This is a genomic window from Bradyrhizobium sp. 27S5 (assembly GCF_037217225.1).
Lineage (GTDB): Bacteria > Pseudomonadota > Alphaproteobacteria > Rhizobiales > Xanthobacteraceae > Bradyrhizobium > Bradyrhizobium septentrionale.
This window is the reverse complement of record NZ_CP147714.1, coordinates 5,676,373-5,701,720: the sequence shown is the minus strand read 5'-3', so window position 1 is coordinate 5,701,720 and position 25,348 is coordinate 5,676,373. Positions and strand designations below refer to the sequence as shown.

Below are 25,348 nucleotides of genomic sequence, written 5' to 3'. Positions count from 1 at the left end.
ACGGTGGAGGATTCGGCCTGTCCCGGATAGCCGCCCGCGTCGATCAGGATCATGTGGGATCACTCCGGTTTATCGACGTTCCAGAACAGCGGCGTGGCCGGACCATCGAGCATGCCCGTCAGCTCCTTGTGCCACACACTCGGCGCAAAATACTGTCCCAGGGGAATGTAAGTCACCTGGTCGAGCGCGCGCGCCTGGATATCGGCCGCGATCTTCTTCTGCGCTTCCGGCGAGCCGGCGCGAGCGAAGGCATCGCGGAGGCTCTCGATCTGCGGGTCATCAGGCCAGCCGACCCAACCGCCCTTGCGACCCCTGTTGTTCAGGGGAGCGCTGACGACGGGGTTCATGATGTCGGCGATGCCCCAGTTGGTGAAGAACATGTTCCAGCCGCCGTCCTTCGGCGGCTTCTGGCTTGCGAGGACCATGTTCGTCGTCTGCCAGTCCATCGACTGGACCGTCACCTGGAAGCCGGCCTGGCGCAGCAACTGCGCCGCAACGATGGGCTGGGTCTTGAGGGTCACCACATCGGTCGGCGCCAGCATCACGACAGGCGTGCCGTCGTAACCGGATTCGGCGAGCAGCTTCCTGGCCTCGGCCATGCCGCCGCCCTTGACGAGAGAGTCCGATCCGAGATCGGTAGCGAGCGGCGTGTCGCAGCCGAAAACGGCACCGCAAATCTTGTAGAGCTTCGGATCCCCGACCATGGCGTCGAGCACGTCCTTCTGGCTCAGTGCCATCATGGCGGCCCGGCGCACCTTGACGTTGTCGAATGGCGCATAAAGAAAATTCATCCGCCCGATGGTCTGGAAGCCAAGGCCGCTCAGAGGGCGCGACGTCAGATCCTTGTCGGCTTGCAGGATCGGCAGCATGTCGAATGACGGCCGTTCAAGGAAATCGATGTCGCCGGACTGAAGCGCGCTGGTTGCGGTCTGAACGTCGGGCATCGTGATCCATTCGACGCGATCGACCTTCACCACCTTGCCGCCCGAGGTCCAGCTTGGCGGCTCGGCGCGCGGCACATAGTCCTTGTTCTTCTCGTAGACGGCCTTCACGCCGGGCTGGAATTCCGCCGCGACGAACTTGAACGGACCCGAGCCGATCTGCTCGGGGATCGGCCGGTCCGACGGCGTGTCGGCAAGGCGCTTCGGCATCATGAAGGGCACGAGCGTGGATGGTTTGCCGAGCGACTCCAGCACCAGGCCGTAGGGCTCCTTGAGTTTCAGTGTGATCGTCCTGGCATCGGGGGCTTCCAGGCTGGCGGTGAAGTCCATCAGCTTCTGGCCCATGCCGTCGACGGCAGCCCAGCGCTTCAATGAAGCGATGCAGTCTTCCGCAGTGACCTGCGTTCCGTCATGCCACTTCAGGCCGTCGCGCAGCGTGAACGTGTAAGTCAGCTTGTCGTCGGACACCTTCCAGTCCGCCATTTGCGGCCGGATCGTGAAGCTGGAGTCCATTGCCACCAGCGTGTCGTAGACCATGTAGCCGTGGTCACGCGTGATGTAGGCCGACGAAACGATCGGATCGAGCGCCCGCAGGTCCGAGTGCATCACCGCCCTGATCGTCTTGGCGTGAGACAGGCCCGGCCACGCCAGCGCCGTGGCGACAAGCAGCCCGCGTAACGCGGTCTTCCAGGACATCGGGGTGTTTTTGGCGCGCGGTGTGGCTGACATCATTTTCCTCGGGTGAACGGACTTCAATTGGTGTGAAAGAGCACGCTGATTGAATGGAAGCCTGCTCGCCGATGCGCGATGCCTTTTGTCATGGCGTCGAGACATCCGTCGAAGGCAGGACGAAGGCAGTCGCGGGTCCGCGTCGCACGGATGGTCGTTGCACCGGGGAGGCCGGCGCAGACGGGTGCAATGATGGGCATGTCTTGACGAGGCTCCCGGATGCCAGAGTCGCCCCGACGCCGGCGTAAACCGGTGGAGGCGCCCCATCTGTCCCGGTACCTGAGAGCTTGATCCGCTGGAGCCCTTGCGCAATGCAATGGCTTGATGACGGATATCCCCTTCGGTGGACGCCGCATCAAGGACACGGCGTCTCTCTCCAGATCGTCCTGACGACACGGTCCTTGTGCCTGAGAGTTTCCGGGGCGGTTGCTCCGTCGGCGCCGAACACGAAAACGTAGTGCTTGTTTTCGTTTCGATCTCTCCCGCATCGTCGCGTTGGACGCTCAAACGTTATTGTGCGCTCCAAAACCAGGCAAGATTAAACTTCAATCGTGACCTGCCCAGATCATATGCGTTCGATCTTGCGGGGCTCGTCGCTCCGTCAACTGCGGCAGATGCTCGCGCAATTCGGAAGAGGATCTGCCGAAACAAAAACGCCCCGGCGAACCGGGGCGTTGTTCTCGGATTCAGATCAGGTGCGAGGGGCTCAGGAGCCCTTCGGATTGATCTCGGTGTAATTGCCCTTGGCGTCCCACTTGTAGACGACGTAGTCGATCGCCTTGATGTCGCCCTTGGCGTCGAAGGCCATCTTGCCGAGCACGGTGTTCCACTCGCCGGCCTTGATGACGTCCATCACCTTCTTGGCGTCGGTCGAGCCGGCCTTGGCGACGGCCTGGGTCCACACCTGCATCGCGGCGTAGGTGTAGAGCGTGTAGCCTTCGGGGTCGATGTTCTTGGCCTTGAACTTCTCGACGATCGCCTTCGCGGTCGGCTTGTTGCGCGGGTCGGGGCCGAAGGTGAACAGGGTGCCTTCAGCGGCCGGGCCGGCGATCGAGGCGAACTCCTTGTCGTTCATGGCGTCGCCCGCCATCAGCACCGCCTGCAGGCCCTGGTCACGCATCTGGCGCAGGATCAGGCCGGCTTCCTGGTGGTAGCCGCCCACATAGACCAGATCGATGTTGTCGCGCTTCAGGCGCGAGACGATTGCGTTGAAGTCCTTGTCGCCCTTGTTGTAGGACTCGTTGACCTTCTCGGTGATGCCGGCCTTGTTGAGCGCCTTCTTGGTCTCGTCGGCGAGGCCTTTGCCGTAGGTGGTCTTGTCGTTCAGGATCGCGATGTTCTTGCCCTTGTAGGCCTTCGCGATGTACTCGGCGGCGACGATGCCCTGCTGGTCGTCACGCCCGCAGACGCGCGCCACGTTCCAGAGCTTGCGCTCGGTGAACAGCGGGTTGGTCGAGGCCGGGGTGATCTGCAGCACGTTGGCGTCGGCATAGGCCTCGGAGGCCGGGATCGACGACGACGAGCAGAAATGGCCAGCCACGAACGGGATCTTCGAAGAGCCGATCTTTTCCGCGATCGAGCGCGCCTGCTTCGGATCGCAGGCGTCGTCATTGGATTCCAGCGCGAGCTTCTTGCCGAGCACGCCGCCGGCGGCGTTGATGTCGGCGACCGCCTGCTCGGCGCCGTTCTTCATCTGCCGGCCGAAAGCGGATTCGGAGCCCGTCATGGGGCCCGCGACGGCGATGGTGATGTCTTGCGCGAATGCGCTCGCCGATAATGCGAACGAAGCGCCCAATGCCAGGCCGATCAGCTTCAGTGATTTCATGAGACGTCCCTCGTGGTCGTTGCCTCTAGCGGAAGGGCCCGGCGCGCCGGGCCCCAAAACCGCGCGCATTCTCGGCTGATTTCGCGGCGAAGTCACCGGCAATTTTCAGGCAAATCGACGCTGCATCCGCCGCATCTTGCTGCTCGGGGCGGCGCTAGCCGCGGCGGCCGCCTTCCAGATAGGCGGCGCGGATCTCCGGGCGCTGCAGCAATTCGGCGCCTGTTCCGGCCAGCGTGATCAGGCCGTTGACCATGACATAGCCGCGATGGGCGAGCTTCAGCGCATGGTTGGCGTTCTGCTCGACGATCAGGACGGTGAGGCCGTCCTGCCGGTTCAGCGTGCGGATGGCGTCGAAGATTTGCCGCGCGATCAGCGGCGCCAGCCCCAGCGAAGGCTCATCCAGCATCAACAGCCGCGGCCGGCTCATCAGGGCGCGGCCGATCGCCAGCATCTGCTGCTCGCCGCCCGACAGCGTGCCGCCGCGCTGCGCGACGCGTTCCTTCAGCCGCGGGAACAGCGCAAACACGCGCTCCAGGCCGCTCGCGCGTTCGGCGTCGCTGCATTCGGTGGCATCGGCGCCCATCTGCAGGTTTTCCGCGACGCTCATGCGCGGGAATATTCGCCGGCCCTCGGGCGATTGCGCGATGCGCAGCCGCGCGATCTCGTGGGTCGGCACGCCGGTGATGTCATTGCCGTCGAATTCGATCCGCCCGGCGCGGGCGCGCGGCCGGCCGAAGATCGTCATCATCAGCGTCGACTTGCCGGCGCCATTGGCACCGATCAGGGCGACGATCTCGCCGGCATTGATCTCGATGTCGACGCCCTTCAGCGCCTCGATCTTGCCATACGCCGCACGCACGCCGCGCACCGCGAGGAGAGGAGTGGTTGCCGATACCGCGCTCACGTGCCGCTCTCCATCACGGCGATCGCCTCTTCCTCGTCGGCGCCGAGATAGGCGGCGATCACCTTGGGGTCGTCGCGCACGGCCTGCGGCGTGCCCTCGGCGATCTTGACGCCGTAGTCCATGACCACGACGTGGTCGGAGATCTCCATCACCACCGACATGTCGTGCTCGATCAGGAGGATCGAGGTGCCCTGTTCGTTGCGGATCGACAGCAGGAGCTCATTGAGCCCGCCGCTCTCGCGCGCGTTCAGTCCCGCCGCCGGCTCGTCGAGGCAGAGCAGCGCAGGCTCGGTGCACATCGCGCGCGCGATCTCGAGCCGCCGCTGGTCGCCATAGGGCAAATTGCCCGCGGCATCGTCGGCGCGGTCGAGCAGGCCGACGCGCTCAAGCCAGGTCCGCGCCAGTTCGATGGCGCGCTGCTCGGCCTCGCGCCAGGACGGCAGGCCGAGCAGGCCGAGCAGGGTCAGGCCCGAGGCGCGCATCAGCGCGTTGTGCTGGGCGACCATCAGGTTTTCGAGCGCGGTCATGCCGGGAAACAGCCGGATGTTCTGGAAGGTGCGGGCGACCTTGGCCTGCTTGGAGATGCGGAAATCGTTCAGCCGCTCGAGCTGGATGCCGCGGCCGTCGTCATGGGTGAGGCGGATTGTGCCGCCGCTCGGCCGGTAGAAACCGGTGATGCAGTTGAACACGGTGGTCTTGCCGGCGCCGTTCGGCCCGATCAGCGCGGTGATCTTGCGCCGCTCGGCCGCGAAGGAGAGTTCGTTGACCGCGACGATGCCGCCGAAGCGCATCATCAGGCGGTCGACAGTGAGGATGTGGTCGCCGCTCATCCGTGGCCCTCCTTGACGAGGTCGGACGAGATCGCCTGATTGCGTTCCAGGAACACAGTCGGCGCGCGGTGGCCGATCAGTCCGCGCGGCCGCCAGATCATCAGCACCACCATCGCGATGCCGAACACCAGCATGCGGTATTGATCGAAGCCGCGGAACAGTTCGAAGCCGCCGATCATGGTCAGCGCGGCGAGCGCGACGCCGAGCTGCGAGCCCATGCCGCCGAGGACGACGATCGCCAGCACCAGCGCCGATTCCTGGAAGGTGAAGGATTCCGGACTGATGAAGCCCTGCCGGGTGGCGAAGAACGCGCCGGCGAGGCCGCCGAACATCGCTCCCGTTGCGAAAGCCGTCAGCTTGGTGGTCGTGGTGTTGATGCCGAGCGCGCGGCAGGCGACCTCGTCCTCGCGCAGCGCCTCCCAGGCGCGGCCGATCGGCAGCCGCCGCAGCCGGATCGTCACCCAGTTGGTGAGCAGCGCCATCGCCAGGATCAGATAGAACAGGAAGACCAGGCGGTGGGTCGGCGAAAACTCGATGCCGAGCCTGGCGGCGAGCCCGTCATCGCCCGGCGTCAACGGAATGCCGAACATGGTCGGGCGCGGAATCCCCGAGACGCCGTTGGGGCCGCCGGTCAGGCTCTGCCAGTTGATGATGACGAGGCGGATGATCTCGCCGAAGGCGAGCGTCACGATCGCCAGATAGTCGCCGCGCAGCCGCAGCACCGGGAAGCCGAGCAGCACGCCCCAGAACGCCGCCAGGATGCCGGCAAGCGGCAGGCAGACCCAGAACGACAATCCGAAATTGGTGGCCAGCAGCGCATAGGAATAGGCGCCGACCGCGTAGAAGGCGACATAGCCGAGATCGAGCAGGCCGGCGAGGCCGACCACGACGTTCAATCCCCATCCCAGCATCACATAGGTCAGGACCAGGATCGAAAGGTCGAGAATGTAGCGCTGGTTGTAGAAGATGACGGGCACGAGGAAGGCGAACACCAGCAGCGCCGGGGCGAGCCATCGTCCGGCGAACGACATCGCGCTCTGCACCGGTTTCGGCACGATGCGGTCCTTGTCGACCGGCCCCCACCATTGCCGCAGCAGCTCGACGATGATGCTGCCGCCGAACACGGTGCCGACCATGGCGGCGAGGTCGCCGAACCGCGTCCAGTAGATCAGGCCGCCTTGCGGTCCGGCCTCGGTGCGCACGCCGATCATCAGCGAGAACAGCACCAGCGCGACGGCAGCGCTGATCAGGGCTTTCTTGAGAATGAAGGCGCCGCCCGAGGGCTGCGCGGCGGGCGATGGGCGGGCTGAGGTCGCGCTCACGAAGTGCCTGTCAGACTTTTTCGACTTCGGGACGGCCAAGCAGGCCGGTCGGCATGAAGATCAGCACCACGATCAGGATCGAGAACGCGGCGACGTCCTTGTACTCGACCGAGAAATAGGCCGACCACATCGTCTCGATCAGGCCGATCGCGAGCCCGCCGAGCATCGCGCCCGGCAGCGAGCCGATGCCGCCGAGCACCGCGGCGGTAAACGCCTTGATGCCGGCGACGAAGCCCATGAAGAAATCGACCAGGCCGTAATAGAGCAGGTACATCATGCCGGCGACGGCGGCGAGCGCGGCGCCGATCACGAAGGTCATCGAGATGGTGCGGTCGACGTCGACGCCGAGCAGCGCGGCCATGGTCTGGTCCTGCTCACAGGCGCGCATGTCGCGTCCGAGCCGGGTGCGCGAGACCAGCCAGGTGAACAGCGCGAGCACCACGATGGTGGCGAGCACGACCATGATCTGGACGTTGGAGAGCTGCACGGCAAAGCCGGCCGGGCCTTCGTGCAGCGTGTAGCCGCCGGTGATGATCGGCGGCACCGGCTTCACCCGCGCGCCCTGCGACACCTGCGAGAAGTTGGTCAGCACGAACGACATGCCGATCGCCGACAGCATCGGCGCCAGGCGGAACGAATGCCTCAAGGGACGATAGGCGATGCGCTCGATGGTCCAGCCATAGAGCGCGGTGATCGCCATCGAGACCAGCAGCACGATCAGCAGGATCACGGGGATCGCAGTGAGGCCGAGCGACACCAGCACCAGGAAGGAGATCAGGGCGATGAAACCGCCGATCATGAAGATGTCGCCATGGGCGAAGTTGATCATGCCGACGATGCCGTAGACCATCGTGTAGCCGATGGCGATCAGGCCGTAGATCGAACCGAGCACGAGGCCGTTGATCAGTTGCTGGGCGAAATAATCCATGCGCTGCCGTCAGAGCCTGTTCGGTGGAGAACCGAACGGGCTCTCGTTTTGATTTGGACGCGTTTTCTTCACGCGAACCGGTTCCCACTTCGCTCGAAAACGCTACGTCGAGGGTGACGCGGCGAGGGCCCCCGGCAGCCTGATCCGTCGCGTCGTGTCATTTTCTAACAGTGGAACCCCGGCGGCGGCAACAGTGCTGGCTGCCGCCGAAAGGGCTTGTACATAACTACTTCGGCCGGTGCGGTTCCGATGTCACAGGGCCGACACGCCGTTGCCTTGCAATGATCACGCCGGAACCCGTGTTCCCCGCGCAACTGCGTCACTGACGGTCTCGCGGAGGGGCGGGGCCCTTCCGTCTGCGCCGTTTTGGCACGGCCTTAGCCGTCCCCAAGCAATCCCCAGCCTAGTTAAGGTAAACAAAGGGTTTAAATTGCCGCCGGCAATTGATCGGCGTTACCTCGCAGGCTGAACCGTCGCCAATCCGATAAGGCGCCGGAACCACGGGAAGCGGCAATGTCGAGTAACTGGCGGATCAGCTCCTTCAACGGCGCGCTGCTTGCGGCCTATTTCATTCCGGTCTGGACCATCATCGCCTTCAGCATCATGGTGTCGCCGATCCACGGCCTCTATGAGCGGCCGAGCGTGTCGATCGCGCTGTATGCGAGCGACCATCTGCACCTTGCCAAGATGGCGACGGTGCGGCTCGCATGGCTGCTGGCGCTGGCGCGCATCACCGTGGTGGCGTTCTTCGTGCTCTTCCTCGCGATGGCCGCCTTTGCGCCGTTCCGCAAGAGCCGCGCCAGCGGCATCGACGAGGCGCTTGCGGTGGCGCTCTGCCTCGGCAGCGTGCTGAGCTTCGCCAGCATGATGATGGCCTCCAAAGTCGGCGAGATCGAAGCGCTGCGCATGCATGCGGCGGAGCTTCTGATGCTGCTCGGCACCGCGATCGTGATGCTGTTCGAGACCTCGCCGAAGCGAACCGCCGAGGCGCCTGCCATCGAAGCGGACTTGCCGGCGACCGAGCTATCCCTTCAGCAGCCCTAGTTCGGCAACGATCGCACCGGCTTCCTTGACGGCGTGATTGGCCGCGGGCACGCCGCAATAGATCGCCTGCTGCAGCAGGATCTCCTTGATGTCCTCAGGGGTGAAGCCGCCTTCGCTGAGGGCTGCGCGCACATGCAGGCGGAATTCGTCCCATTGGCCCAGCGCGACCATGGTGCCGATCACCAGCACGCGGCGTGTGCGGTGATCGAAATGCGGCCGGGTCCAGATGTCGCCCCACGCATAGCGGGTGATCAGGTCCTGGAAGTCGGTGTTGAACGCGTTGCGGTTTGTGATCGACTTGTCGACCCATTCATTGCCCAGCACCTTCCGGCGCTGCGTCATGCCGTCGTCGCGGCGCTGATTGTCGTCCATTGAGAGTTCCTCTGATTTCGTCATTCCGGGGCGGTCCGGAGGACCGAACCCGGAATCTCGAGATTCCCCGGTGCGCAATTGCGCACCTGCGGTTCGATGCTTCGCATCGCCCCGGAATGACGATCCGCGTTACCGTTGCGTCAGGAAGCCGACCACGGCTTCGGTGAAGGCGTGCGACTGCTCGACATTGGAGATGTGCGCGGCATCGAGCAACGTCATGCTGGCGCCGGGAATGCCGCTGCGGATCATTTCGCCGGCCGACACCGGCGTCGCCATGTCCTGCTTTCCTGCAATCACGAGCGTCGGGCTCTTGATCCTGGGCAGCAGCGCGCGCTGGTCGAGCGTCGACAGCACCTCGCAGCAGGCGAGATAGCCCTCGACCGGCGAGGCTATCAGCATCGCCTTCATCCGTGCGGTGGTCTCGGGCTCACGCTCGCGGAAATCAGCGGTCAGCCAGCCCGCGATCACGGTGTCGGCGACCGCGGCGATGCCGCCTTCCTTCACCGCCTTGATCCGGTTCAGCCAGTTGGTCGGATCGGGATAGTAGCAAGCGGTGTTGGCGAGGATGATCTTGCCGAATCTTTCAGGCGCGTTGGCACCGAGCCATTGCCCGACCATGCCGCCCATCGACAGCCCGCACCAATGCACCTTGTCGATGTTGAGGTCGTCGAGGATATCAAGCACGTCGCGGCCGAACCGCTCCATGGAGTAGGGGCCCGCCGGTACGCCGGATTTGCCGTGACCGCGGCGGTCGTAGCGGATGACGCGGAACATCTGCGTCAGCGCCGGCATCTGCGGCTCCCACATCTGCAGGGTACAGCCGAGCGAGTTCGACAGCATCAGGGTCGGTCCGCCGTCGCGGCCGTCCACCTGGACGTTGAGCAGGCACCCGTCGGCGTTGATCATCGGCATCAGACAATACTCCGGCTTCTATGTCTCGTTGAGTGACGCCAACAGCCGGTCGATCAGCGCTTGCGAAGAGCCCTGATAGGCCATCGGCTCGAACAGTTCTGCGATTCGCTTGGCGTCGAGATGCGCGGTGACCTTTGCATCTGATGACAGCACGTCGCGTAGATGCTTGTTCTCCGCGACCGCTTTCTTGCTGGCGGCCTCGACCAGATGATGGGCGTCGCTTTTGCCGATCGTCTCGGCCAGCGCCATCGCGACCGCTTCCGCCATGATCAGCCCGCCGGTCGTCTCCAGATTGGCGCGCATGCGCGCCGCATCGACCTCGAGCCCTTCGGCGAGATCGACGATCGCGGCGAGCGCGCCTGACGTCACTAGCATCAGGCTAGGCAATGTCGGCCATTCCGCATGCCACGGGCCGGCGCTGCGCTCGTGATCCTGTACCTGCGCGGCAAAGATCGTGGCGGCGAGGTTCGGCGCCATGGTCGCGGCGCCCAGCGCGCTCGCAGCAGCGACGGGATTGCGCTTGTGCGGCATGGTGGAAGAGCCGCCGCGGCCGGCGCCTGCCGGCTCGAAAGCCTCGCCGACATCGGTCTGCATCATCAGCGAGACGTCGCGCGCGATCTTGCCGCAGCTGCCGGCGAGGATGGCGAACACCGACGCGGCCTCCGCGATGCGGTCGCGATGGGTGTGCCAGGGCGCATCCGGCAGCGGCAGGTCCAACTCCCTGGCAAGCTGCGCGGCGACCGCCAGACCCTTGTCGCCGAGTGCGGCGAGCGTGCCGGCGGCACCGCCGAATTGCAGCGCCAGCGCCTCGCGGCGCAGCCGTTGCAGCCGCTTGCGGGAGCGATGCAGGGCCGCGGCATATTCGGCGAGCTTGAGTCCAAACGGCATCGGCAGCGCGTGCTGCAGCCAGGTCCGCGCCACCACCGCGGTATTGCGATGGGCGCGCGCAAGCCTGGCAAAACCGGCAACGGCGCGGTCGAGGTCGGCGAGCAGCGCATCGATGCCGGCACGCAACGACAGCATCGTCGCGGTGTCGATGACGTCCTGGCTGGTCGCACCCCAATGCACATAGCGCGCCGCCTCGGCATCCTTCTTGGCGACGTTGGCGGTCAGGGCCTTCACCAGCGGGATCGCCAGATTGCCCGACCGCGTCGCGGCGTCGGCCAGCGGGGCGAGGTCGAATGATTCGGCCTTGCAGGCGGCGGCGATCGGGCCGGCCGCAACGGCAGGAATCACGCCGCAGGCCACCTCGGCTCGGGCCAGCGCGGCCTCGAAATCCAGCATGTTCTGCAGGGCGGCGGCATCGTCGCATAGCGCGCGCATCGCGGCGCTCGACAGCATCGGCGCAAGCAGGGGGGAGAGGGCTGTGCTCATGGCGCGCGACCTAACCACTGTCGCGCGCTCCTGCCAATGCCCCGCCGCTGCCGCTATTTTCAACAGCGCGGATCGCGCGATTTTGTGAACGGCGGACGGGTCTTGCTGCGGTGCGAATATGCATCGCTCATCCTCCGAAGGTGCCCTTTCCTTTGCGCCCCGGCTGCTTTACTTGGGGGGAAAAGGTTCTAGCGATCGAGGAGGTCCCCAATGGCCATGACAATGACCGGCGAAGTCCAGCTTGCGGCGCCGCGCCAGGCTGTGTGGGACAAGCTCAACGATCCCGAGGTGCTGAAGGCCTGCATTCCCGGCTGTGAAGAACTGGAGAAGACCGACGAGGGCGGCTTCCGCGCCACCGCCAAGATGAAGGTCGGCCCGGTCTCCGCCCGCTTCAAGGGCAAGGTCACCTTGAGCGACCTCGATCCGCCGAACGGCTACAAGATTTCAGGCGAAGGCGAGGGCGGGGTCGCCGGCTTCGCCAAGGGCGGCGCCACCGTCGGCCTTGCCGACAAGGATGGCGGCACGCTTCTGAGCTACAACGTGGAGGCGCAGATCGGCGGCAAGCTCGCCCAGCTCGGCCAGCGCCTGATCAACGGCGCCGCCAAGAAGCTGGCGGACGAATTCTTTGCAAATTTCGCCAAAGCCGTGCAGGGTTAGCTCCGCCTTTCGGCTGGATGATTAGGGTCCGGCCATGCCTTCCCGCTATGTCCTGGATGGGTGGCTCGAACGGTTGCCCATCGCGGGACGCGCCCATATTATGCCGTTTGGAATGATTATAAACCGCCTGCTTCGCCGATATGCGGTGGGGCAGATAAGAGAGTGCTGATGGCCAAGATTTCAATGATCGTGAACGGCAACCCCGTGAACGCGAACGTCGACCCCCGTACCCTTCTGGTCCAGTTTCTGCGCGAAAATCTGCGGCTGACAGGTACCCATGTCGGCTGCGACACCTCGCAGTGCGGCGCCTGCGTCGTGCATCTGGACGGCAAGGCGGTGAAGTCCTGCACGACGCTTGCGGTGATGGCCGATGGTCATGAAGTCAAGACCATCGAGGGGCTGGCGGCCGACGGCGCGCCGCTGCATCCGATGCAGGAGGCCTTCCGCGAGCATCACGGCCTGCAGTGCGGCTTCTGCACGCCGGGCATGATCATGACCGCCGTCGACCTCGTCCATCGCAAGGGCCACGACCTCTCCGACGAGGTGATCCGCGAGGAGCTGGAAGGCAATCTGTGCCGCTGCACCGGCTACCAGAACATCGTCGCTTCGATCGCCGCCGGCGCCAAGGCGATGGCGAAGTCGGACCTCGCCTAATCAGCAATTCGTCGCGACAAGCGATCAGGACATTCCAATGTACGAATTCAAATATCATCGTCCCGGCACCGTGCGGCAGGCCGCCAACCTGCTGGTGAAGAACGAGGACGCCAAGCTGATCGCCGGCGGTCACACGCTGGTGCCGGTGATGAAGCAGCGGCTCGCCAGCCCGCCGCATCTGGTCGACCTCTCCCATATCGAAGGTCTCGACACCATCGAGATGAAGGGCCGCTCGCTGGTGATCGGCGCCACCGCAAAGCACGCCGAGGTCGCGAACTCCGCGATCGTGGGCGAGGCGATCCCGGCGCTGGCGGAGCTTGCCGGCATGATCGGCGATCCCGCCGTGCGCCACCGCGGCACCATCGGCGGCTCGCTCGCCAACAACGACCCGACCGCCGACTATCCGGCTGCGGTGCTGGCGCTGGGTGCGACCATCGTCACCAACAAGCGTCGCCTCAAGGCCGAGGAGTATTTCCAGGGCCTGTTCTCGACCGCGCTCGAGGCTGACGAGATCATCACCAAGGTGATGTTCCCGCTGCCGAAGAAGGCGGCCTATGTGAAATTCCGCAACCAGGCCTCGCGTTACGCGCTGGTCGGTGTGTTCGTCGCCAAGCGTCCGTCCGATGTCCGCGTCGCGGTCACAGGCGCAGGCTCCGACGGCGTGTTCCGCGTTACCGCGTTCGAGGACGCCTTGAAGAAGCGGTTCTCGCACAAGGTGCTCGACGGCATCCCGGTTCCGGCCGATGGGCTCAACAGCGACCTGCACGGCAGTGCGGAATACCGCGCGCATCTGATCGGCGTCTTGGCGCGCAGGGCGGTGGAAGCCGCGACCGCCAAGGGCTAAGTACCAAGGCGTGACACTGCTAACCCCTGTTCGAAGACTGGCTGTTCCATGAGTGCATCGGCGTTACCCACTTCCGTCGATGCGCTCGAGGAGCTGTTGACGTCGCGCGGCTACCTCGCCGAACGGTCGCTTGCGACCGTGACCTATCTGGCGCTGCGCATGGGCCGGCCGCTGTTCCTCGAAGGCGAGGCCGGCGTCGGCAAGACCGAGATCGCAAAGGTCCTGTCGGCGGCGCTCGGGCGCAAGCTGATCCGCCTGCAATGCTATGAGGGCCTCGACGTCGCCTCCGCCGTCTACGAGTGGAGCAGCGCGGCGCAGATGATCGCGATCCGCCTGGCGGAAGCCTCAGGGGACACCGATCGCGACCAGCTCGCGAGCGACATCTTCGCCGAGCGTTTCCTGATCAAGCGGCCGCTGTTGCAGGCGCTCGAGCCCGACGTCGCGGGTCCCCCGGTGCTGCTGATCGACGAGCTCGACCGCGCCGACGAGGCGTTCGAGGCGTATCTGCTGGAAATCCTCAGCGACTTCCAGGTGACCATCCCGGAGCTCGGCACCGTGAAGGCGCCGGCGCCGCCGATCGTGATCATCACCTCGAACCGCACCCGCGAGATCCACGACGCGCTGAAGCGCCGCTGCCTCTATCACTGGGTGGACTATCCGATCGCCGAGCGCGAGCTCGCGATCGTCAAGTCGCGGGTACCGGGAATCTCCGCAAAGCTGTCGCAGCAGGTCGTCCGCTTCGTGCAGGCGCTGCGCAACCAGGATTTCTACAAGTCGCCGGGCGTGGCCGAGACCATCGACTGGGCCACCGCGCTGTCCGAGCTCGACGCGCGCTCGTTGACGCCGCAGGTGGTCGGCGACACGCTGGGCGCGCTGCTCAAATACCAGGACGACATCGCGCGGATGCAGGGCGATGCGTTGCAGAAGACATTGAAGGAAGCGACGAGCGAGACGTAAGGCTCGCGTCATAACAACGCCCGTCATTCCGGGGCGATGCGAAGCATCGAACCCGGAATCTCGAGGTTCCCCGGTGCGCAATTGCGCACCTGAGGTTCACGCTGCGCGTGCCCCCGAACGACGGGAAATGGATTACGATGGCGATCAACCACCTCGCGCCTCCGACCGGCCACATGGCCGACAACGTAGTCGGCTTTGCCCGCGCGCTGCGGGCGGCCGGGCTCCCGGTCGGGCCGGGTTCGGTGATCGATGCGCTCGACGCGCTGCAGCTAATCGAGGTCGGCCACCGCGGCGATTTCTACGCCACGCTGGAAGCGATCTTCGTCAAGCGCCACGAGCATGCGCTGATCTTCCGCCAGGCCTTTGCGCTGTTCTTCCGCGCCGCCGAGGAGTGGAAGAGCATGCTGGATTCGGTGCCGCTGCCGGATCACGCCAAAAAGAAGCCGCCGCCGGCCTCGCGCCGCGTCCAGGAGGCATTAGCGCAACCGGCGCGGCACGAGGAGCGGCCGCAGGCCCAGGAGCAGGAGCTGAAACTCTCGGTCTCCGACAAGGAGGTGCTGCAGAAGAAGGATTTTGCGCAGATGACCGCGGCCGAGATCGCCGAGGTCGTCAGAGAGATCGCCAAGATGCGGCTGCCGCAGGCCGAGCTCGTCACCCGCCGCTACCAGCCGGACGCGCGGGGGCTGCGGCTCGACATGCGCCGCACCGTGCGCAACTCGCTGCGCACCGGCGGCGAGATCATCGACATCAGAAAGCTGGGCCGGATCGAGAAGCCGGCGCCGATCGTGGCGCTGCTCGATATCTCGGGCTCGATGAGCGAGTACACCCGCCTGTTCCTGCACTTCCTGCATGCCATCACCGACGCCCGCAAGCGGGTCTCGGTGTTCCTGTTCGGCACCCGCCTGACCAATGTGACGCGCGCGTTACGGGCGCGTGACCCCGACGAGGCGCTGGCGAGCTGCTCGTCCTCGGTCGAGGACTGGGCCGGCGGCACCCGGATCGCGACCTCGCTGCACACCTTCAACCAGCTCTGGGCCCGTCGGGTGCTCGGGCAGGGCGCCATCGTACTCCTTATATCTGATGGACTAGAACGGGAGGCCGATGCCAAACTGGCCTTCGAGATGGACCGATTGCACCGCTCCTGCCGCCGCCTGATCTGGCTCAATCCGCTGCTGCGCTATTCCGGCTTCGAGGCCAAGGCGCAGGGCATCAAAATGATGTTGCCCCACGTTGACGAATTTCGCCCGGTGCATAACTTGACGTCCATCAAGGGCTTGATCGGGGCGCTGTCGTCGCCGCCGCCGGCGCACCACCGCAGCCTGATCCGTTCCGTAGCCTAAGAAGCCTGACTGATAGGCAGGAGGCCACCATGCTGAACCGCGACGAAGACATCCTGCAGGCCGCCGAGACCTGGCAGAAACAGGGCCACGGCGTGGCGCTCGCCACCGTGGTCGAGACCTGGGGCTCGGCGCCTCGCCCGGCAGGCTCGAGCCTCGTCATCAATGACGTCGGCACGTTTCTGGGCTCAGTCTCCGGCGGCTGCGTCGAGGGCGCCGTGGTCACCGAGGCGCTCGACGTGATCGCAAGCGGCCAGCCAAAAATGCTCGAATTCGGCGTTGCCGACGAGACGGCCTGGAATGTCGGCCTGTCCTGCGGCGGCACCATCCGCGTGTTTGTCGAGAAGGTCGGTTAGCCGTGAAACTCGAGGTCCTGAAAGAGCTCAACGCCGAGCGCGCCGCGCGCCGCCCGGTCATCATCGTCACCGACACCGCCAATGGCGAGCAGCGCCTGGTGAAGGCCAAGGACATCGCGGCCGATCCGCTACGCGCCGAGCTCGCCAAGCAACTCAGGATGGGCAAGAGCGGCAATGCCGAGGTCGCCGGCAAGAAGCTGTTCCTCAACGTCTACGCGCCGACGGCAAAACTCGTGATCATCGGCGCGGTCCATATCAGCCAGGCGCTGGTGCCGCTGGCGCGCTCGCTCGACTATGACGTGACGGTGGTCGATCCGCGCACCGCGTTTGCGAGCCCCGAGCGTTTCCCCGACGTGCCGCTGGTCGCCGAATGGCCCGACGTCGCGCTGCCGCCGCTCAACGTCGATCACTATACGGCGTTCGTCGCGGTGACGCATGATCCCAAGATCGACGATCCGGCGCTGCTGCACGCCTTCGATCGCGACTGCTTCTATATCGGCGCACTCGGCTCGCGGAAGACGCACGCCAAGCGCGCCGAGCGGCTGCGGGCGCAGGGCGCCAAGGACAGCGACATCGCGCGCATCCACGCGCCGATCGGCCTCGACATCGGCGCGGTGTCGCCGTCCGAGATCGCGGTTGCGATCATGGCCGAGATCACCGCGCAGCTGCGTCTGCCTCCAAAAGAAAAAGAAGAAGCGGCATGAAGTTCGGTCCCGCCAGTCCGGCCGACGCGATTGGCGGCGTCACCGTGCATACGCTCCGCCAGGGCGCGCTGGTGCTCAAGAAGGGCACCACGATCGGCGAGGCGGAGGTCGAGGCGCTGACCAAAGCCGGCGTCAAGGACGTCGTGGTGGTGCGGCTGGAGGACGGCGACGTCTCCGAGGACGTCGCGGCCGCCAGCATCGCGCAGGCGGTGGCGGGCGAGGGCGTCAATGTCGAGCGCGCCTTCACCGGCCGCGCCAATCTGTTCGCGGCGCGCCCCGGCGTACTGGTGGTCGACCGCGCCGCCGTCGATCGCATCAATGGCGTCGACGAGGCCATCACCTTCGCAACGCTCGCGGCGTATAAGCCGGTGGTCGAAGGCGAGATGATCGCGACCGTCAAGCTGATCCCGTTCGGCGTCGAGGGACGGCTGCGCGACGCGGCCGTCGCGGTCGCCGGCAAGGACACGTTGCGGATCGCGCCCTATGTGATCAAAAAGGTCGGCGTGGTCTCGACGCTGCTGCCGGGCCTCGCGCCGAAGGTGATCGACAAGACGCTGCGCGTCACCGCCGAGCGGCTCGCGCCCGCCGGTGCCACGATCATTGCCGAGCGCCGCGTGCCGCATGACGAGACCGTGCTGGCGGCCGCGATCAAGGAATTGCTCGGCCTGGGCGCCGAGCTCGTCATCGTGTTCGGGGCATCGGCGATCGCCGACCGCCGCGACGTGATTCCCGCCGCGATCACCGAGATCGGCGGCGCGATCGAGCATTTCGGCATGCCGGTCGATCCCGGCAATCTGCTGTTGATCGGCAGCGCCGGCGGCGTGCCGGTGCTCGGTGCGCCGGGCTGCGCGCGCTCGCCGGTCGAGAACGGCTTTGACTGGGTGCTGATGCGGCTGCTCGCCGGCATCAAGGTGACGCGATCGGATCTCACCGGCATGGGCGTCGGCGGACTTCTGATGGAGATCGTGACGCGGCCGCAGCCGCGCACCGTGCCGGACATCGAAGGCAACCGCAACGTCGCGGCCATCGTGCTCGCGGCGGGACGTTCGACCCGGATGGGCGGCCCGAACAAGCTGCTCGCTGAGCTCGACGGCAAGAAGCTCGTGCGCATCGTCGCCGAGCAGGCGCTGGCCTCGAAGGCCTCGGAGGTGATCGTCGTCACCGGACATCAGGCCGATCTGGTCGAGCAGGCGCTGGCGGACCTCAAGGTGAAGTTCATCCGCAATCCGGATTTCGCCGGTGGCCTCGCCAGTTCGGTGAAGGCGGGCATCGCGGCGGTCTCCGACGCCGCCGACGGCGCGATCGTCTGCCTCGGCGACATGCCGCTGATCGATGCGCAGCTGGTCGACCGTTTGATCGAGACCTTCGAGCCCGACCGCGGCCATCTGATCGCGGTCCCGGTCAGCGAAGGCCGCCGCGGCAATCCGGTACTGTGGTCGCGGCGCTTCTTCAGGGAATTGATGACGCTCGACGGCGACATCGGCGCCCGTCATCTGATCGCCAAGCATGCCGAGGTGGTCGCCGAGGTCCCGGTCGAAGGCAACAGCGCCTTCCTCGACATCGATACGCCGCAGGCGCTGGAAGCGGCAAGGCGGGGATAGCTCCATCCGCCGTCGTCCCGGCCTAGTGCGCAATTGCGCACGGGGGCCGGGACCCATTACCACCGAACGTTGTTGTCGCCGGGGAAGCGGCCCCAGCCTCGCAAGACAATCTGCATTTGTGGGTCCCGGCCCCCCGTGCGCAATTGCGCACTAGGCCGGGACGACGCGTGGTTGCAGTTGCGCCATCAACCCGTCATTCACCATCTGGAAACGACCCCCGCGTACAGTCCGCGCCGGGTTCTGGGGGATTTCCGCTTGATCATTTCGACCGCCGCCGCGCAGCGTCGCGCGCTGACGATTCTTGTCCTGACATTGCTGATTGGCGCCACGCGTTTCACCGTGGACAATATTGTCCCCAAGGCTCACGCGGCCGGCGCGTTCGCGGTCGGCAAATGCGGTGCCTATGGCCAGGCCTATGACTATCCGGCGGAGGGCGCGGCGCGTGCCGCGGCGCTGAAGCAGTGCAAGGGCGACTGCACCAGCGTGACCATGAAGCGCGCCTGTACCGCGCTCGCGATCGACATGAAAAATCCCTGCGGCGCGCACGGCTATGCGGTGGCGCCGAAGATCTCGAGCTCGCTGAATGCCGCCACCAAGAAATGCTACGACTATGGCGGCAAGGAATGCGTGATCCGCGCCTGGGCTTGCGACGCCAAGGGCTAGACCAACGGACTCCGCTTCACCTCGCCCCGCGTGCGGGGAGAGGTCGGAACGCATCGCTGGATGCGTTCCGGGTGAGGGGGAGTCTCCGCAAACGCAGCCATCACCGAATGCGCGGAGACAGCCCCTCACCCCGACCCTCTCCCCGTAAAGAACGGGGAGAGGGAGCGCAGCCCCGTCGCGGTCGCTATTCGACCCGACTCATCGCGTTCTAGCGGTCGACATGCGGGTCGATCTTTTTCGCCGCAGTGATGTCTGCCTCGCCGGCCGCAACATCGCCCTGCTGGCGTTTGGTGATGCCGCGCCAGTACAGCGCCGCGGCGGAGGCCGGTTGCAGCCGGAGCGCTGAATCGAATTCGTCGACCGCATTGTCGTATTTGCCGGTTGCGAGAAACACGATGCCACGGCCGATCAAGGCGAGATCGAAGTCGGGCGCGAGCGCGGCCGCCTTGCTGTAGTCGGCCAGCGCATGGTCGTAATCCTTCCGCACCAGATAGATGTCGCCGCGCGCCCCGACCGCAAAGGCATCGCTCGGATCGAGCCGGATCACCTGTTCGATATCGGCGAGGCTGCGGTCGAGATCGCCGGTCTGCGCATAGGCCTGGGCGCGGGAGGTGAGGGCTTTTGCGAGATCCTTGCCGGTGAACTTGCCTGACGTGATTGCCTCGGTACATCCCGCGACTTGCACGTCCCAAGCGACGTCAGGCTTTCCGGTGCATCTCGTATCCAGCGCGGTCTCAGCGCGCGCATGCGCCGCTGGCCAAGTCAGGGCGAGGGCGGCGCCGATCATCCAGGCGGAAGACTTTGACGAACGGCGTTTCGCCATCGATGAGGTCCGAATGACAAGGTTCGGGCATCGCGAAGCCGCATGCCCGCCCGTTTGTCGCGGGCGGGGAAAGGCAGGTTCAGGGATTTGGTGCTGGAGCATCCAGCGCCGTTCAGTTCTCGCCAACGTGCTGTCCAACGGCATAGACATGGCACGCGCTGTCCTTGTTGGAGCACTCCGCGATGGCATTGTCGCGCGCTTCGGCGACCGTCCGGCCGTTGCTGGAGCCGCAGCCGCCCTTGTCGTCGACGGCAAAGGCCTTGGCATCGCTGCGATAGCTGGTGTAGCGGGCAAACATCTTCTGGCAGTCCGGCGAAAGACCGGGCGGTGCAGGAAGCGCGGCGGGCTCCGGCAGATCGATCGCAACCGCGCTCGGCAGCTTCAGTTCGGCCAGGAACGGCTCGACGATCGGCAGCCATCTGCTGGCCGCGCCCTCGGTGACGAGGTCGTGGCCGTTTTTGCCAAAGGGCGGCAATATCTGCAGTCGGGCCGGCGCGCCGCCGGCCGTGTAGGCGGCGAACATCTGGCGCGCCAGATCGGGACCGTAAAACTGGTCGTTTTCGGCATAGAGCCAGAGCGCGGGCACGCGCACAGCGCGGCTGAGCGCCGCCACGGTTTCGACGAGACGCTCAGGCGCACAAGGTTCGCCTGGCTTGACCGTTGAGTGGTAACCGCCGTCAAAGTTCACGATACCCACGACCCCGGCCGGATTGCGCTCAGCGGCGGCGAGCATGGTCAGCCCGCCGGTGGAGTGTCCGAGCAGCAGGATGTGATCGCCGTCGACCCAGGGCTCGTTGCGCACCGCTGAGATCGCCGCGATGACATCGTCGGCGCCGATGCGCACCCCTGAAGTGTAGTCACAGGGCGCCGGCAGTCCCTCCGAATAGCCGCCGCCCGATCGTCCGAAGCCGCGGCGCATGATGGAGAGCGTCGCGTAGCCGCGCTGTGCCAGTGCGACAGCGGCGAGGTTGAAGCTGATCGGCGTGCGTCGTGTGATCTTATCGAAGAAGCCTTCGCCGCCGCTCGGCGTGCCATGCGTCATGATCACCAGCGGAAACCGGCCGGGCCGATCCGGGCGAATGACGTAAGCGTCGAGCGTCAGGTCCTTGCCGGAGATGTTGACGGGCAACAGCAGCGGCGCGGCGATCAGGCCGGGCAGCAGGCCGCGGTCCTCGGCATGCGCGACGGTGACGAACGACAGCAGCAGCGCGAGCAAAATTCGCATGTCAAACCCTCAGGGCAGGGGCCGCGAGCGAGCCTTATCATGGAGCCGCGCGATGCAGCGAGGAGAAAGCAGCGTCCGGCTGCTGCGAATATGAAGGCAAGGTTTGCATCGCCGGGACTGGTCTGAACCGGCGTGTTGCCGCTAAACTCCCACGATGCAGTTCGACACCAAGATCGCGGTCGTGATCCGCACCGACCTGGAAGTCTGGCAGAAGCTCAACGTGGCGTCCTTTCTGGCCGGTGGCATCGCGGCTTCGTTTCCCGAATGTATCGGCGACAATTACGAGGACGGCTCGGGGACCAGATATCTCTCCCTGATCGGCCAGCCGATCCTGATCTACGGCGCCGACCGTGCGCAGCTGTCGCGAGCGCTGGAGCGCGCGCTGGCGCGCGACGTGCGGCCGGCGCTCTACACCGAGGACATGTTCAGGACCACGCATGATGCCGCCAACCGCGAGGTGGTGAAGGCGGTCGCGCGCACCGAACTCAACCTGGTCGGCCTTGCCTTTCGCGCCGAGCGCAAGGTGGTCGACAAGATCCTCGACGGGCTGAAGTTTCACACGTAGCGGGCTGCGGGCGTAGCATCGGTAGAGCGTAGCGAAACCCATCAATCATGTCCGCGGCGCGAATGATGGGTATCGCTTCCGCCTTCGCTCTGCGAGCTACGGCGAACAAGCCGCTCCATCCTACGGATCTACCGGTGCAGGCCGGCGATTATCGGCTCGCCTCCTTGTCGGGCATGATTTGCAGCAACGGCGTCGGCGCAATCGATATCTGACCCGTGAATGGCCGATCATGCGCGGCAATCAGCAGAGCCGATGTGGCCACCCCCGTCGCGAACAGTCCCATCGCGATGGCCGATCCCAGCCGATTGTCGCAGTGAACAAGGGCAATGACCAGCAACTCGCAGACGGCCTGAAGGTAGAGGCACCACCACTTGACCGAGTTGACTTCCGACTGACTGACGATGATCCGTTGTCGTCGCGCATCAAGCGCCGAATTCAGCGCGGTGATGATCTCGTGCTGCGTCGTCTGCTGGCCAGGGCTTTGCGCGGGCATGGATACGACAAGCCGCAACGCCGCGGTCAGTGCGGGAGGTGCCGCCTTGAGTGAAGCCGCCTGGCGCGCCATCATCGGCCATTCCACGGCGACAGTTTCCTCGACGTAGTCGCGAACGAGGTCGCGCAAGCGCGCCTCCTGCTCCGGCGGCAAGCCGCCAGCGAGCAGGATGACTGCCCGCAGCGAACTGGCTTCGCGGCTCACCGCCGCGGTGGCGCGATCACTGTCATTCCAGACCTGTGCCGCGGTGAAGGCGACAAACAGGCCGAAGATGATGCCGAGCACCGGCAACATGCCGGGCGAGATCGATTTGAATGACGGTGCTCGCGCCTTGGTCGACAGGATCGCAACGCCTGCGAAAACAAGAATGGCAAGAAGATAGGTGAAGCCGAAGACGATGAAGGCCATCCACGGCACAGAAAGGTTGTGTAACCAATCGCTCATTGGTGTTTCCCCCGCCGATCGCTTGTATCAGCTCCCGCTGCACCCGCGAGAACGTAAAACTGCGTCCCCACCCGCACTGTCATCGCCCGGCTTGCCGCCTTCGCTAAAGCTTCGGCGTGCCGGGGATTCGTGGCCTCGTCGAAGCCTTGGCGTAGACGGGACCGGGCGATCCGGTACGCCGCGGCCTCTCGACTGAAGCACTGACGTCTCTGGAATACTGGATCACCCGCATGCGCGGGTGATGACACCGAACAATGACGGCGAGAGATGGGGTTCAGGCGCGTCCTGACGACCTGCCGGCGGGTAGGAACACTTAACGTCACGGGACGTCTTCTTCCATCATATTGACAATGACTGACTAGTCAGTCATAACACGAGCATGACCAAGCGCACGAAAACATCGACCCGCACCCCGCCTGCCAGGCGCCGGACCACCATCCGGGCGGCCGCGGCGAGGGTCCCGAAGGTGGCCTCGGCCAAGCTGCCCGAGCCGAAGCCGGCCGCGAACCGTGCCGAGAAATCGGCGGAGCGGCGGGCGGCGATCGTCGAGGCGGCGATGGACGAGTTCATCGCGCGCGGCTTTGCCGCGACCCGGCTCGACGACGTCGCCAAGCGGGCGGGCGTCGCCAAGGGCACGCTCTACCTCTACTTCAAGGACAAGGAATCGATGTTCGAGGAGCTGATCCGCACCGCGCTGGTGCCGCTGATCGGCCGCATGACCGCGCTTCCGACCATCAAGGGTCCCGTGCGCGACGCGGTGGAGGGATTTGCCGAGACCTTCATCCGCGAGGTCGTGGCGACCCGCCGCGGCGACATCATCCGCCTGATTGTTTCGGAAGGGCCGCGCTTTCCGGCTATCGCCGATTTCTACTTCCGCGAGGTGGTGTCGAAGGGCCTGGCCGGCATGCGGGCGCTGGTCCAGCTCGCGATCACGCGCGGCGAGATCAGGCACCGGGAGCTCGGGCAGTTTCCTCAGCTGGTCGTCGCGCCCGCGATCGTTGCGGTGATCTGGCAGAGCCTGTTTGCCCGGCATGCACCGCTCGACGGGCTCGCGATGTTCAAGGTGCATCTCGATCTGATCTTCGGCGAACGGAGGACAACATGACCTCGTCGCGCATGATGAAGCTTGTGGCCGTCACCGCGCTGGCGGCCGCGCTCGCCGGCTGCAACGAGAAGCGGGATCCCGGCTTCCAGGGCTGGGTCGAGGCCGACATGATCTTCGTCAGCCCGGACGAGTCCGGCCGCGTGATCAAGCTCAACGTCCGCGAGGGCGACGAGGTCAAGCCCGGCGATCAGCTTTATTCGGTCGACGACGATCTGCAGCGCGCCGATCTCAACCAGAACAACGCGACACTGGCGAACGCCCAGCAGAGCTACGACCGCGCGGCCTCGCTGCGCGGCACCGGTGCCGGCACCCAGGCCAATCTGGATTCCACGCTCTCGGCGCTGCGTGTCGCCGAGGCCCGCGTCGTGAGCTCGCAGACGCGGCTCGATCGCCGCAAGGGCTTTGCGCCGATCGCAGGCGCGATCCAGCAGATCTATTTCCGCGAGGGCGAGATGGTGCAGGCGCAGCGGCCGGTGCTGTCGATCATGCCGCCCGGCAACATGAAGCTGCGCTTCTTCGTGCCGGAGGCCGAGTTGCCGAAGCTCGCACTCGGCGACGAGGTGAGAGTGACCTGCGACAATTGCGCCGCCGATCTCACTGCAAAAATCTATTTCATCGCCACCACGGCGGAGTACACGCCGCCGGTGATCTACAGCCTCGATGAGCGCAACAAGCTGGTCTATCTGATCCAGGCGCGGCCGAGCCGGCCCGATGTGCTGCGCGTCGGCCAGCCGATCAGCATTTACCTCAATCCCAAGACGCCGTTGGCGGACCGCAGATGAATAGCGGCCCGACCAGCGCGCGGCCCAACGCATCCGGCATCGCGATCGATGTGAAGGGCCTGAGCAAATCGTTCAGCGGGCGCGAGGTGGTCCATGACCTGTCGATGCAGGTCAAGCGCGGCTCGATCTACGGCTTCCTCGGTCCCAACGGCAGCGGCAAGACCACGACCATCCGCATCCTGTGCGGCCTGTTGACGCCCGACAGCGGCGAGGGCACCTGCCTCGGCTACGATATCAGGCGCGATGCCGACAAGATCAAGCGCAAGGTCGGCTACATGACGCAGCGCTTCAGCCTGTATCAGGATCTGTCGGTGCGCGAGAACCTGGAATTCGTGGCGCGACTCTATGGCATGCCGGATGCGCGCGGCGCCGCGCGCGACATGATCGCGCGCATCGGCCTCAAGGGCCGGGAGGAGCAGCTTGCCGCCAATCTCTCCGGCGGCTGGAAGCAGCGGCTTGCGCTCGGCGCCTGCACGCTGCCCAATCCGCAATTGCTGCTGCTGGACGAGCCGACCGCTGGCGTCGATCCCAAGGCGCGGCGCGATTTCTGGAACGAGATCCACGCGCTCGCCGCCGACGGCCTCACCGTGCTGGTCTCGACCCATTACATGGACGAGGCCGAGCGCTGTCACGAGATCGCCTATATCGCTTACGGTCACCTGCTCGCGCACGGCACGGTGGACGAGGTGATCGCAGCCTCCGCGCTGTCGACCTGGACGGTGACGGGCGAGGATTTCAACGGGCTGATGGCCGAGCTCACCGGCAGGCCCGGTGTCGACATGGTGGCGCCGTTCGGCACCAGCCTGCACGTCTCCGGCCGCGACAAGGCCGCGCTCGAGGCCGCCATTGCGCCCTACCGCGACAACCCGAAGTGGCGCTGGCAGGCGAGCGAGCCGTCACTCGAAGACGTCTTCATCGACCTGATGGGTCGCTCCAAGGACAATTTTCAAGGATAGG

At 65.5% G+C, this 25,348-nt stretch carries 26 protein-coding genes and 2 riboswitches; of the genes, 14 read left to right on the top strand and 12 right to left on the bottom strand.

Features of this window, described 5'->3' with window-relative positions:
* Positions 1-59 precede the first annotated feature (59 nt).
* The 6 genes from WDM24_RS26915 to WDM24_RS26890 form a co-directional block, all read right to left on the bottom strand.
* Positions 60-1,670 (bottom strand): ABC transporter substrate-binding protein, encoded by a 1,611-nt coding sequence (locus WDM24_RS26915; protein WP_338827836.1) that lies wholly within the window; start codon positions 1,668-1,670, stop codon positions 60-62.
* A gap of 265 nt (positions 1,671-1,935) precedes the next feature.
* Positions 1,936-2,052: riboswitch (glycine riboswitch) on the bottom strand.
* A gap of 3 nt (positions 2,053-2,055) precedes the next feature.
* Positions 2,056-2,165: riboswitch (glycine riboswitch) on the bottom strand.
* Positions 2,166-2,376: 211 nt separating this feature from the next.
* Entirely contained in the window at positions 2,377-3,495 is a 1,119-nt protein-coding gene (locus WDM24_RS26910) for a branched-chain amino acid ABC transporter substrate-binding protein (RefSeq protein WP_338690609.1), read from the bottom strand.
* 154 nt (positions 3,496-3,649) lie between these two features.
* Entirely contained in the window at positions 3,650-4,399 is a 750-nt protein-coding gene (locus WDM24_RS26905; protein WP_338827834.1) for an ABC transporter ATP-binding protein, read from the bottom strand.
* On the bottom strand, positions 4,396-5,229 hold the full coding sequence (locus tag WDM24_RS26900) for an ABC transporter ATP-binding protein (protein ID WP_166298097.1): 834 nt from the start codon (positions 5,227-5,229) through the stop codon (positions 4,396-4,398). Before WDM24_RS26900 ends, WDM24_RS26905 begins: the two co-directional genes overlap by 4 nt.
* Entirely contained in the window at positions 5,226-6,551 is a 1,326-nt protein-coding gene (gene livM, locus WDM24_RS26895) for a high-affinity branched-chain amino acid ABC transporter permease LivM (RefSeq protein WP_338690604.1), read from the bottom strand. The genes WDM24_RS26900 and livM overlap by 4 nt, the downstream gene beginning before the upstream one ends.
* A 10-nt stretch (positions 6,552-6,561) precedes the next feature.
* Positions 6,562-7,479, bottom strand: coding sequence for an ABC transporter permease subunit (locus tag WDM24_RS26890; RefSeq protein WP_029081618.1), 918 nt, complete (start codon positions 7,477-7,479; stop codon positions 6,562-6,564).
* 513 nt (positions 7,480-7,992) lie between these two features.
* Here WDM24_RS26890 and WDM24_RS26885 point away from each other — a divergent pair.
* Positions 7,993-8,523, top strand: coding sequence for a hypothetical protein (locus WDM24_RS26885; protein WP_338827830.1), 531 nt, complete (start codon positions 7,993-7,995; stop codon positions 8,521-8,523).
* On the opposite strand, the gene WDM24_RS26880 is transcribed toward WDM24_RS26885, so the two are convergent.
* The 3 genes from WDM24_RS26880 to WDM24_RS26870 form a co-directional block, all read right to left on the bottom strand.
* The gene (locus WDM24_RS26880; RefSeq protein WP_166298094.1) at positions 8,503-8,895 is read right to left on the bottom strand and encodes a carboxymuconolactone decarboxylase family protein; all 393 of its coding nucleotides are present in this window, start codon (positions 8,893-8,895) and stop codon (positions 8,503-8,505) included. The genes WDM24_RS26885 and WDM24_RS26880 overlap by 21 nt on opposite strands.
* Positions 8,896-9,024: 129 nt before the next feature.
* Positions 9,025-9,807 carry a 3-oxoadipate enol-lactonase gene (gene pcaD, locus WDM24_RS26875; protein ID WP_338827828.1) on the bottom strand — a complete coding sequence of 261 codons (783 nt, stop codon included), beginning with the start codon at positions 9,805-9,807 and terminating at the stop codon, positions 9,025-9,027.
* An 18-nt stretch (positions 9,808-9,825) separates the two neighbouring features.
* Positions 9,826-11,181: a 3-carboxy-cis,cis-muconate cycloisomerase gene (locus WDM24_RS26870; RefSeq protein WP_338827826.1), complete on the bottom strand. Its 1,356-nt coding sequence runs from the start codon at positions 11,179-11,181 to the stop codon at positions 9,826-9,828.
* A 210-nt stretch (positions 11,182-11,391) separates the two neighbouring features.
* On the opposite strand from WDM24_RS26870, the gene WDM24_RS26865 reads away from it, so the two are divergent.
* The 9 genes from WDM24_RS26865 (at position 11,392) to WDM24_RS26825 (ending at position 18,954) form a co-directional block, all read left to right on the top strand.
* Positions 11,392-11,838 carry an SRPBCC family protein gene (locus WDM24_RS26865; protein ID WP_016840413.1) on the top strand — a complete coding sequence of 149 codons (447 nt, stop codon included), beginning with the start codon at positions 11,392-11,394 and terminating at the stop codon, positions 11,836-11,838.
* A 168-nt stretch (positions 11,839-12,006) separates the two neighbouring features.
* A complete protein-coding gene (locus WDM24_RS26860) occupies positions 12,007-12,492 on the top strand; it encodes a (2Fe-2S)-binding protein (protein WP_021077804.1) in 486 nt (161 codons plus the stop codon).
* Between the two features lie 37 nt (positions 12,493-12,529).
* Positions 12,530-13,336 (top strand): FAD binding domain-containing protein, encoded by an 807-nt coding sequence (locus WDM24_RS26855; protein ID WP_166298090.1) that lies wholly within the window; start codon positions 12,530-12,532, stop codon positions 13,334-13,336.
* A gap of 48 nt (positions 13,337-13,384) precedes the next feature.
* Positions 13,385-14,293 carry an AAA family ATPase gene (locus WDM24_RS26850; protein WP_029081610.1) on the top strand — a complete coding sequence of 303 codons (909 nt, stop codon included), beginning with the start codon at positions 13,385-13,387 and terminating at the stop codon, positions 14,291-14,293.
* A 137-nt stretch (positions 14,294-14,430) separates the two neighbouring features.
* Positions 14,431-15,633, top strand: a complete 1,203-nt coding sequence (locus tag WDM24_RS26845) for a vWA domain-containing protein (protein WP_175619325.1) — start codon at positions 14,431-14,433, stop codon at positions 15,631-15,633.
* Between the two features lie 29 nt (positions 15,634-15,662).
* Positions 15,663-15,986, top strand: coding sequence for an XdhC family protein (locus WDM24_RS26840; RefSeq protein WP_338827824.1), 324 nt, complete (start codon positions 15,663-15,665; stop codon positions 15,984-15,986).
* 2 nt (positions 15,987-15,988) lie between these two features.
* A complete protein-coding gene (locus tag WDM24_RS26835; protein WP_338827822.1) occupies positions 15,989-16,690 on the top strand; it encodes an XdhC family protein in 702 nt (233 codons plus the stop codon).
* Positions 16,687-18,291 (top strand): molybdopterin-binding/glycosyltransferase family 2 protein, encoded by a 1,605-nt coding sequence (locus WDM24_RS26830; RefSeq protein WP_338827820.1) that lies wholly within the window; start codon positions 16,687-16,689, stop codon positions 18,289-18,291. Before WDM24_RS26835 ends, WDM24_RS26830 begins: the two co-directional genes overlap by 4 nt.
* A gap of 312 nt (positions 18,292-18,603) precedes the next feature.
* The gene (locus WDM24_RS26825; RefSeq protein ID WP_338832451.1) at positions 18,604-18,954 is read left to right on the top strand and encodes a DUF4189 domain-containing protein; all 351 of its coding nucleotides are present in this window, start codon (positions 18,604-18,606) and stop codon (positions 18,952-18,954) included.
* A gap of 208 nt (positions 18,955-19,162) precedes the next feature.
* Here WDM24_RS26825 and WDM24_RS26820 read toward each other — a convergent pair whose 3' ends face one another.
* Both WDM24_RS26820 and WDM24_RS26815 read right to left on the bottom strand, forming a co-directional pair.
* Positions 19,163-19,777 (bottom strand): tetratricopeptide repeat protein, encoded by a 615-nt coding sequence (locus WDM24_RS26820; protein WP_338827819.1) that lies wholly within the window; start codon positions 19,775-19,777, stop codon positions 19,163-19,165.
* Between the two features lie 112 nt (positions 19,778-19,889).
* Positions 19,890-21,002 carry an alpha/beta hydrolase family protein gene (locus tag WDM24_RS26815; protein ID WP_338827817.1) on the bottom strand — a complete coding sequence of 371 codons (1,113 nt, stop codon included), beginning with the start codon at positions 21,000-21,002 and terminating at the stop codon, positions 19,890-19,892.
* Positions 21,003-21,156: 154 nt separating this feature from the next.
* Here WDM24_RS26815 and WDM24_RS26810 point away from each other — a divergent pair, with 154 nt between their 5' ends.
* Positions 21,157-21,567 carry a DUF2000 family protein gene (locus WDM24_RS26810; RefSeq protein ID WP_029081602.1) on the top strand — a complete coding sequence of 137 codons (411 nt, stop codon included), beginning with the start codon at positions 21,157-21,159 and terminating at the stop codon, positions 21,565-21,567.
* A 148-nt stretch (positions 21,568-21,715) separates the two neighbouring features.
* On the opposite strand, the gene WDM24_RS26805 is transcribed toward WDM24_RS26810, so the two are convergent.
* A complete protein-coding gene (locus WDM24_RS26805; protein ID WP_338827816.1) occupies positions 21,716-22,468 on the bottom strand; it encodes a DUF4239 domain-containing protein in 753 nt (250 codons plus the stop codon).
* A 415-nt stretch (positions 22,469-22,883) separates the two neighbouring features.
* Between WDM24_RS26805 and WDM24_RS26800 the strand changes: the two genes are divergently transcribed.
* From WDM24_RS26800 to WDM24_RS26790, 3 genes are read left to right on the top strand one after another with little or no spacing between them, the layout of a single operon-like run.
* Positions 22,884-23,609, top strand: coding sequence for a TetR/AcrR family transcriptional regulator (locus WDM24_RS26800; protein ID WP_338827814.1), 726 nt, complete (start codon positions 22,884-22,886; stop codon positions 23,607-23,609).
* Positions 23,606-24,391, top strand: a complete 786-nt coding sequence (locus tag WDM24_RS26795) for an efflux RND transporter periplasmic adaptor subunit (RefSeq protein WP_338827812.1) — start codon at positions 23,606-23,608, stop codon at positions 24,389-24,391. Before WDM24_RS26800 ends, WDM24_RS26795 begins: the two co-directional genes overlap by 4 nt.
* A complete protein-coding gene (locus WDM24_RS26790) occupies positions 24,388-25,347 on the top strand; it encodes an ABC transporter ATP-binding protein (protein ID WP_338827811.1) in 960 nt (319 codons plus the stop codon). The genes WDM24_RS26795 and WDM24_RS26790 overlap by 4 nt, the downstream gene beginning before the upstream one ends.
* Position 25,348: the final 1 nt, after the last annotated feature.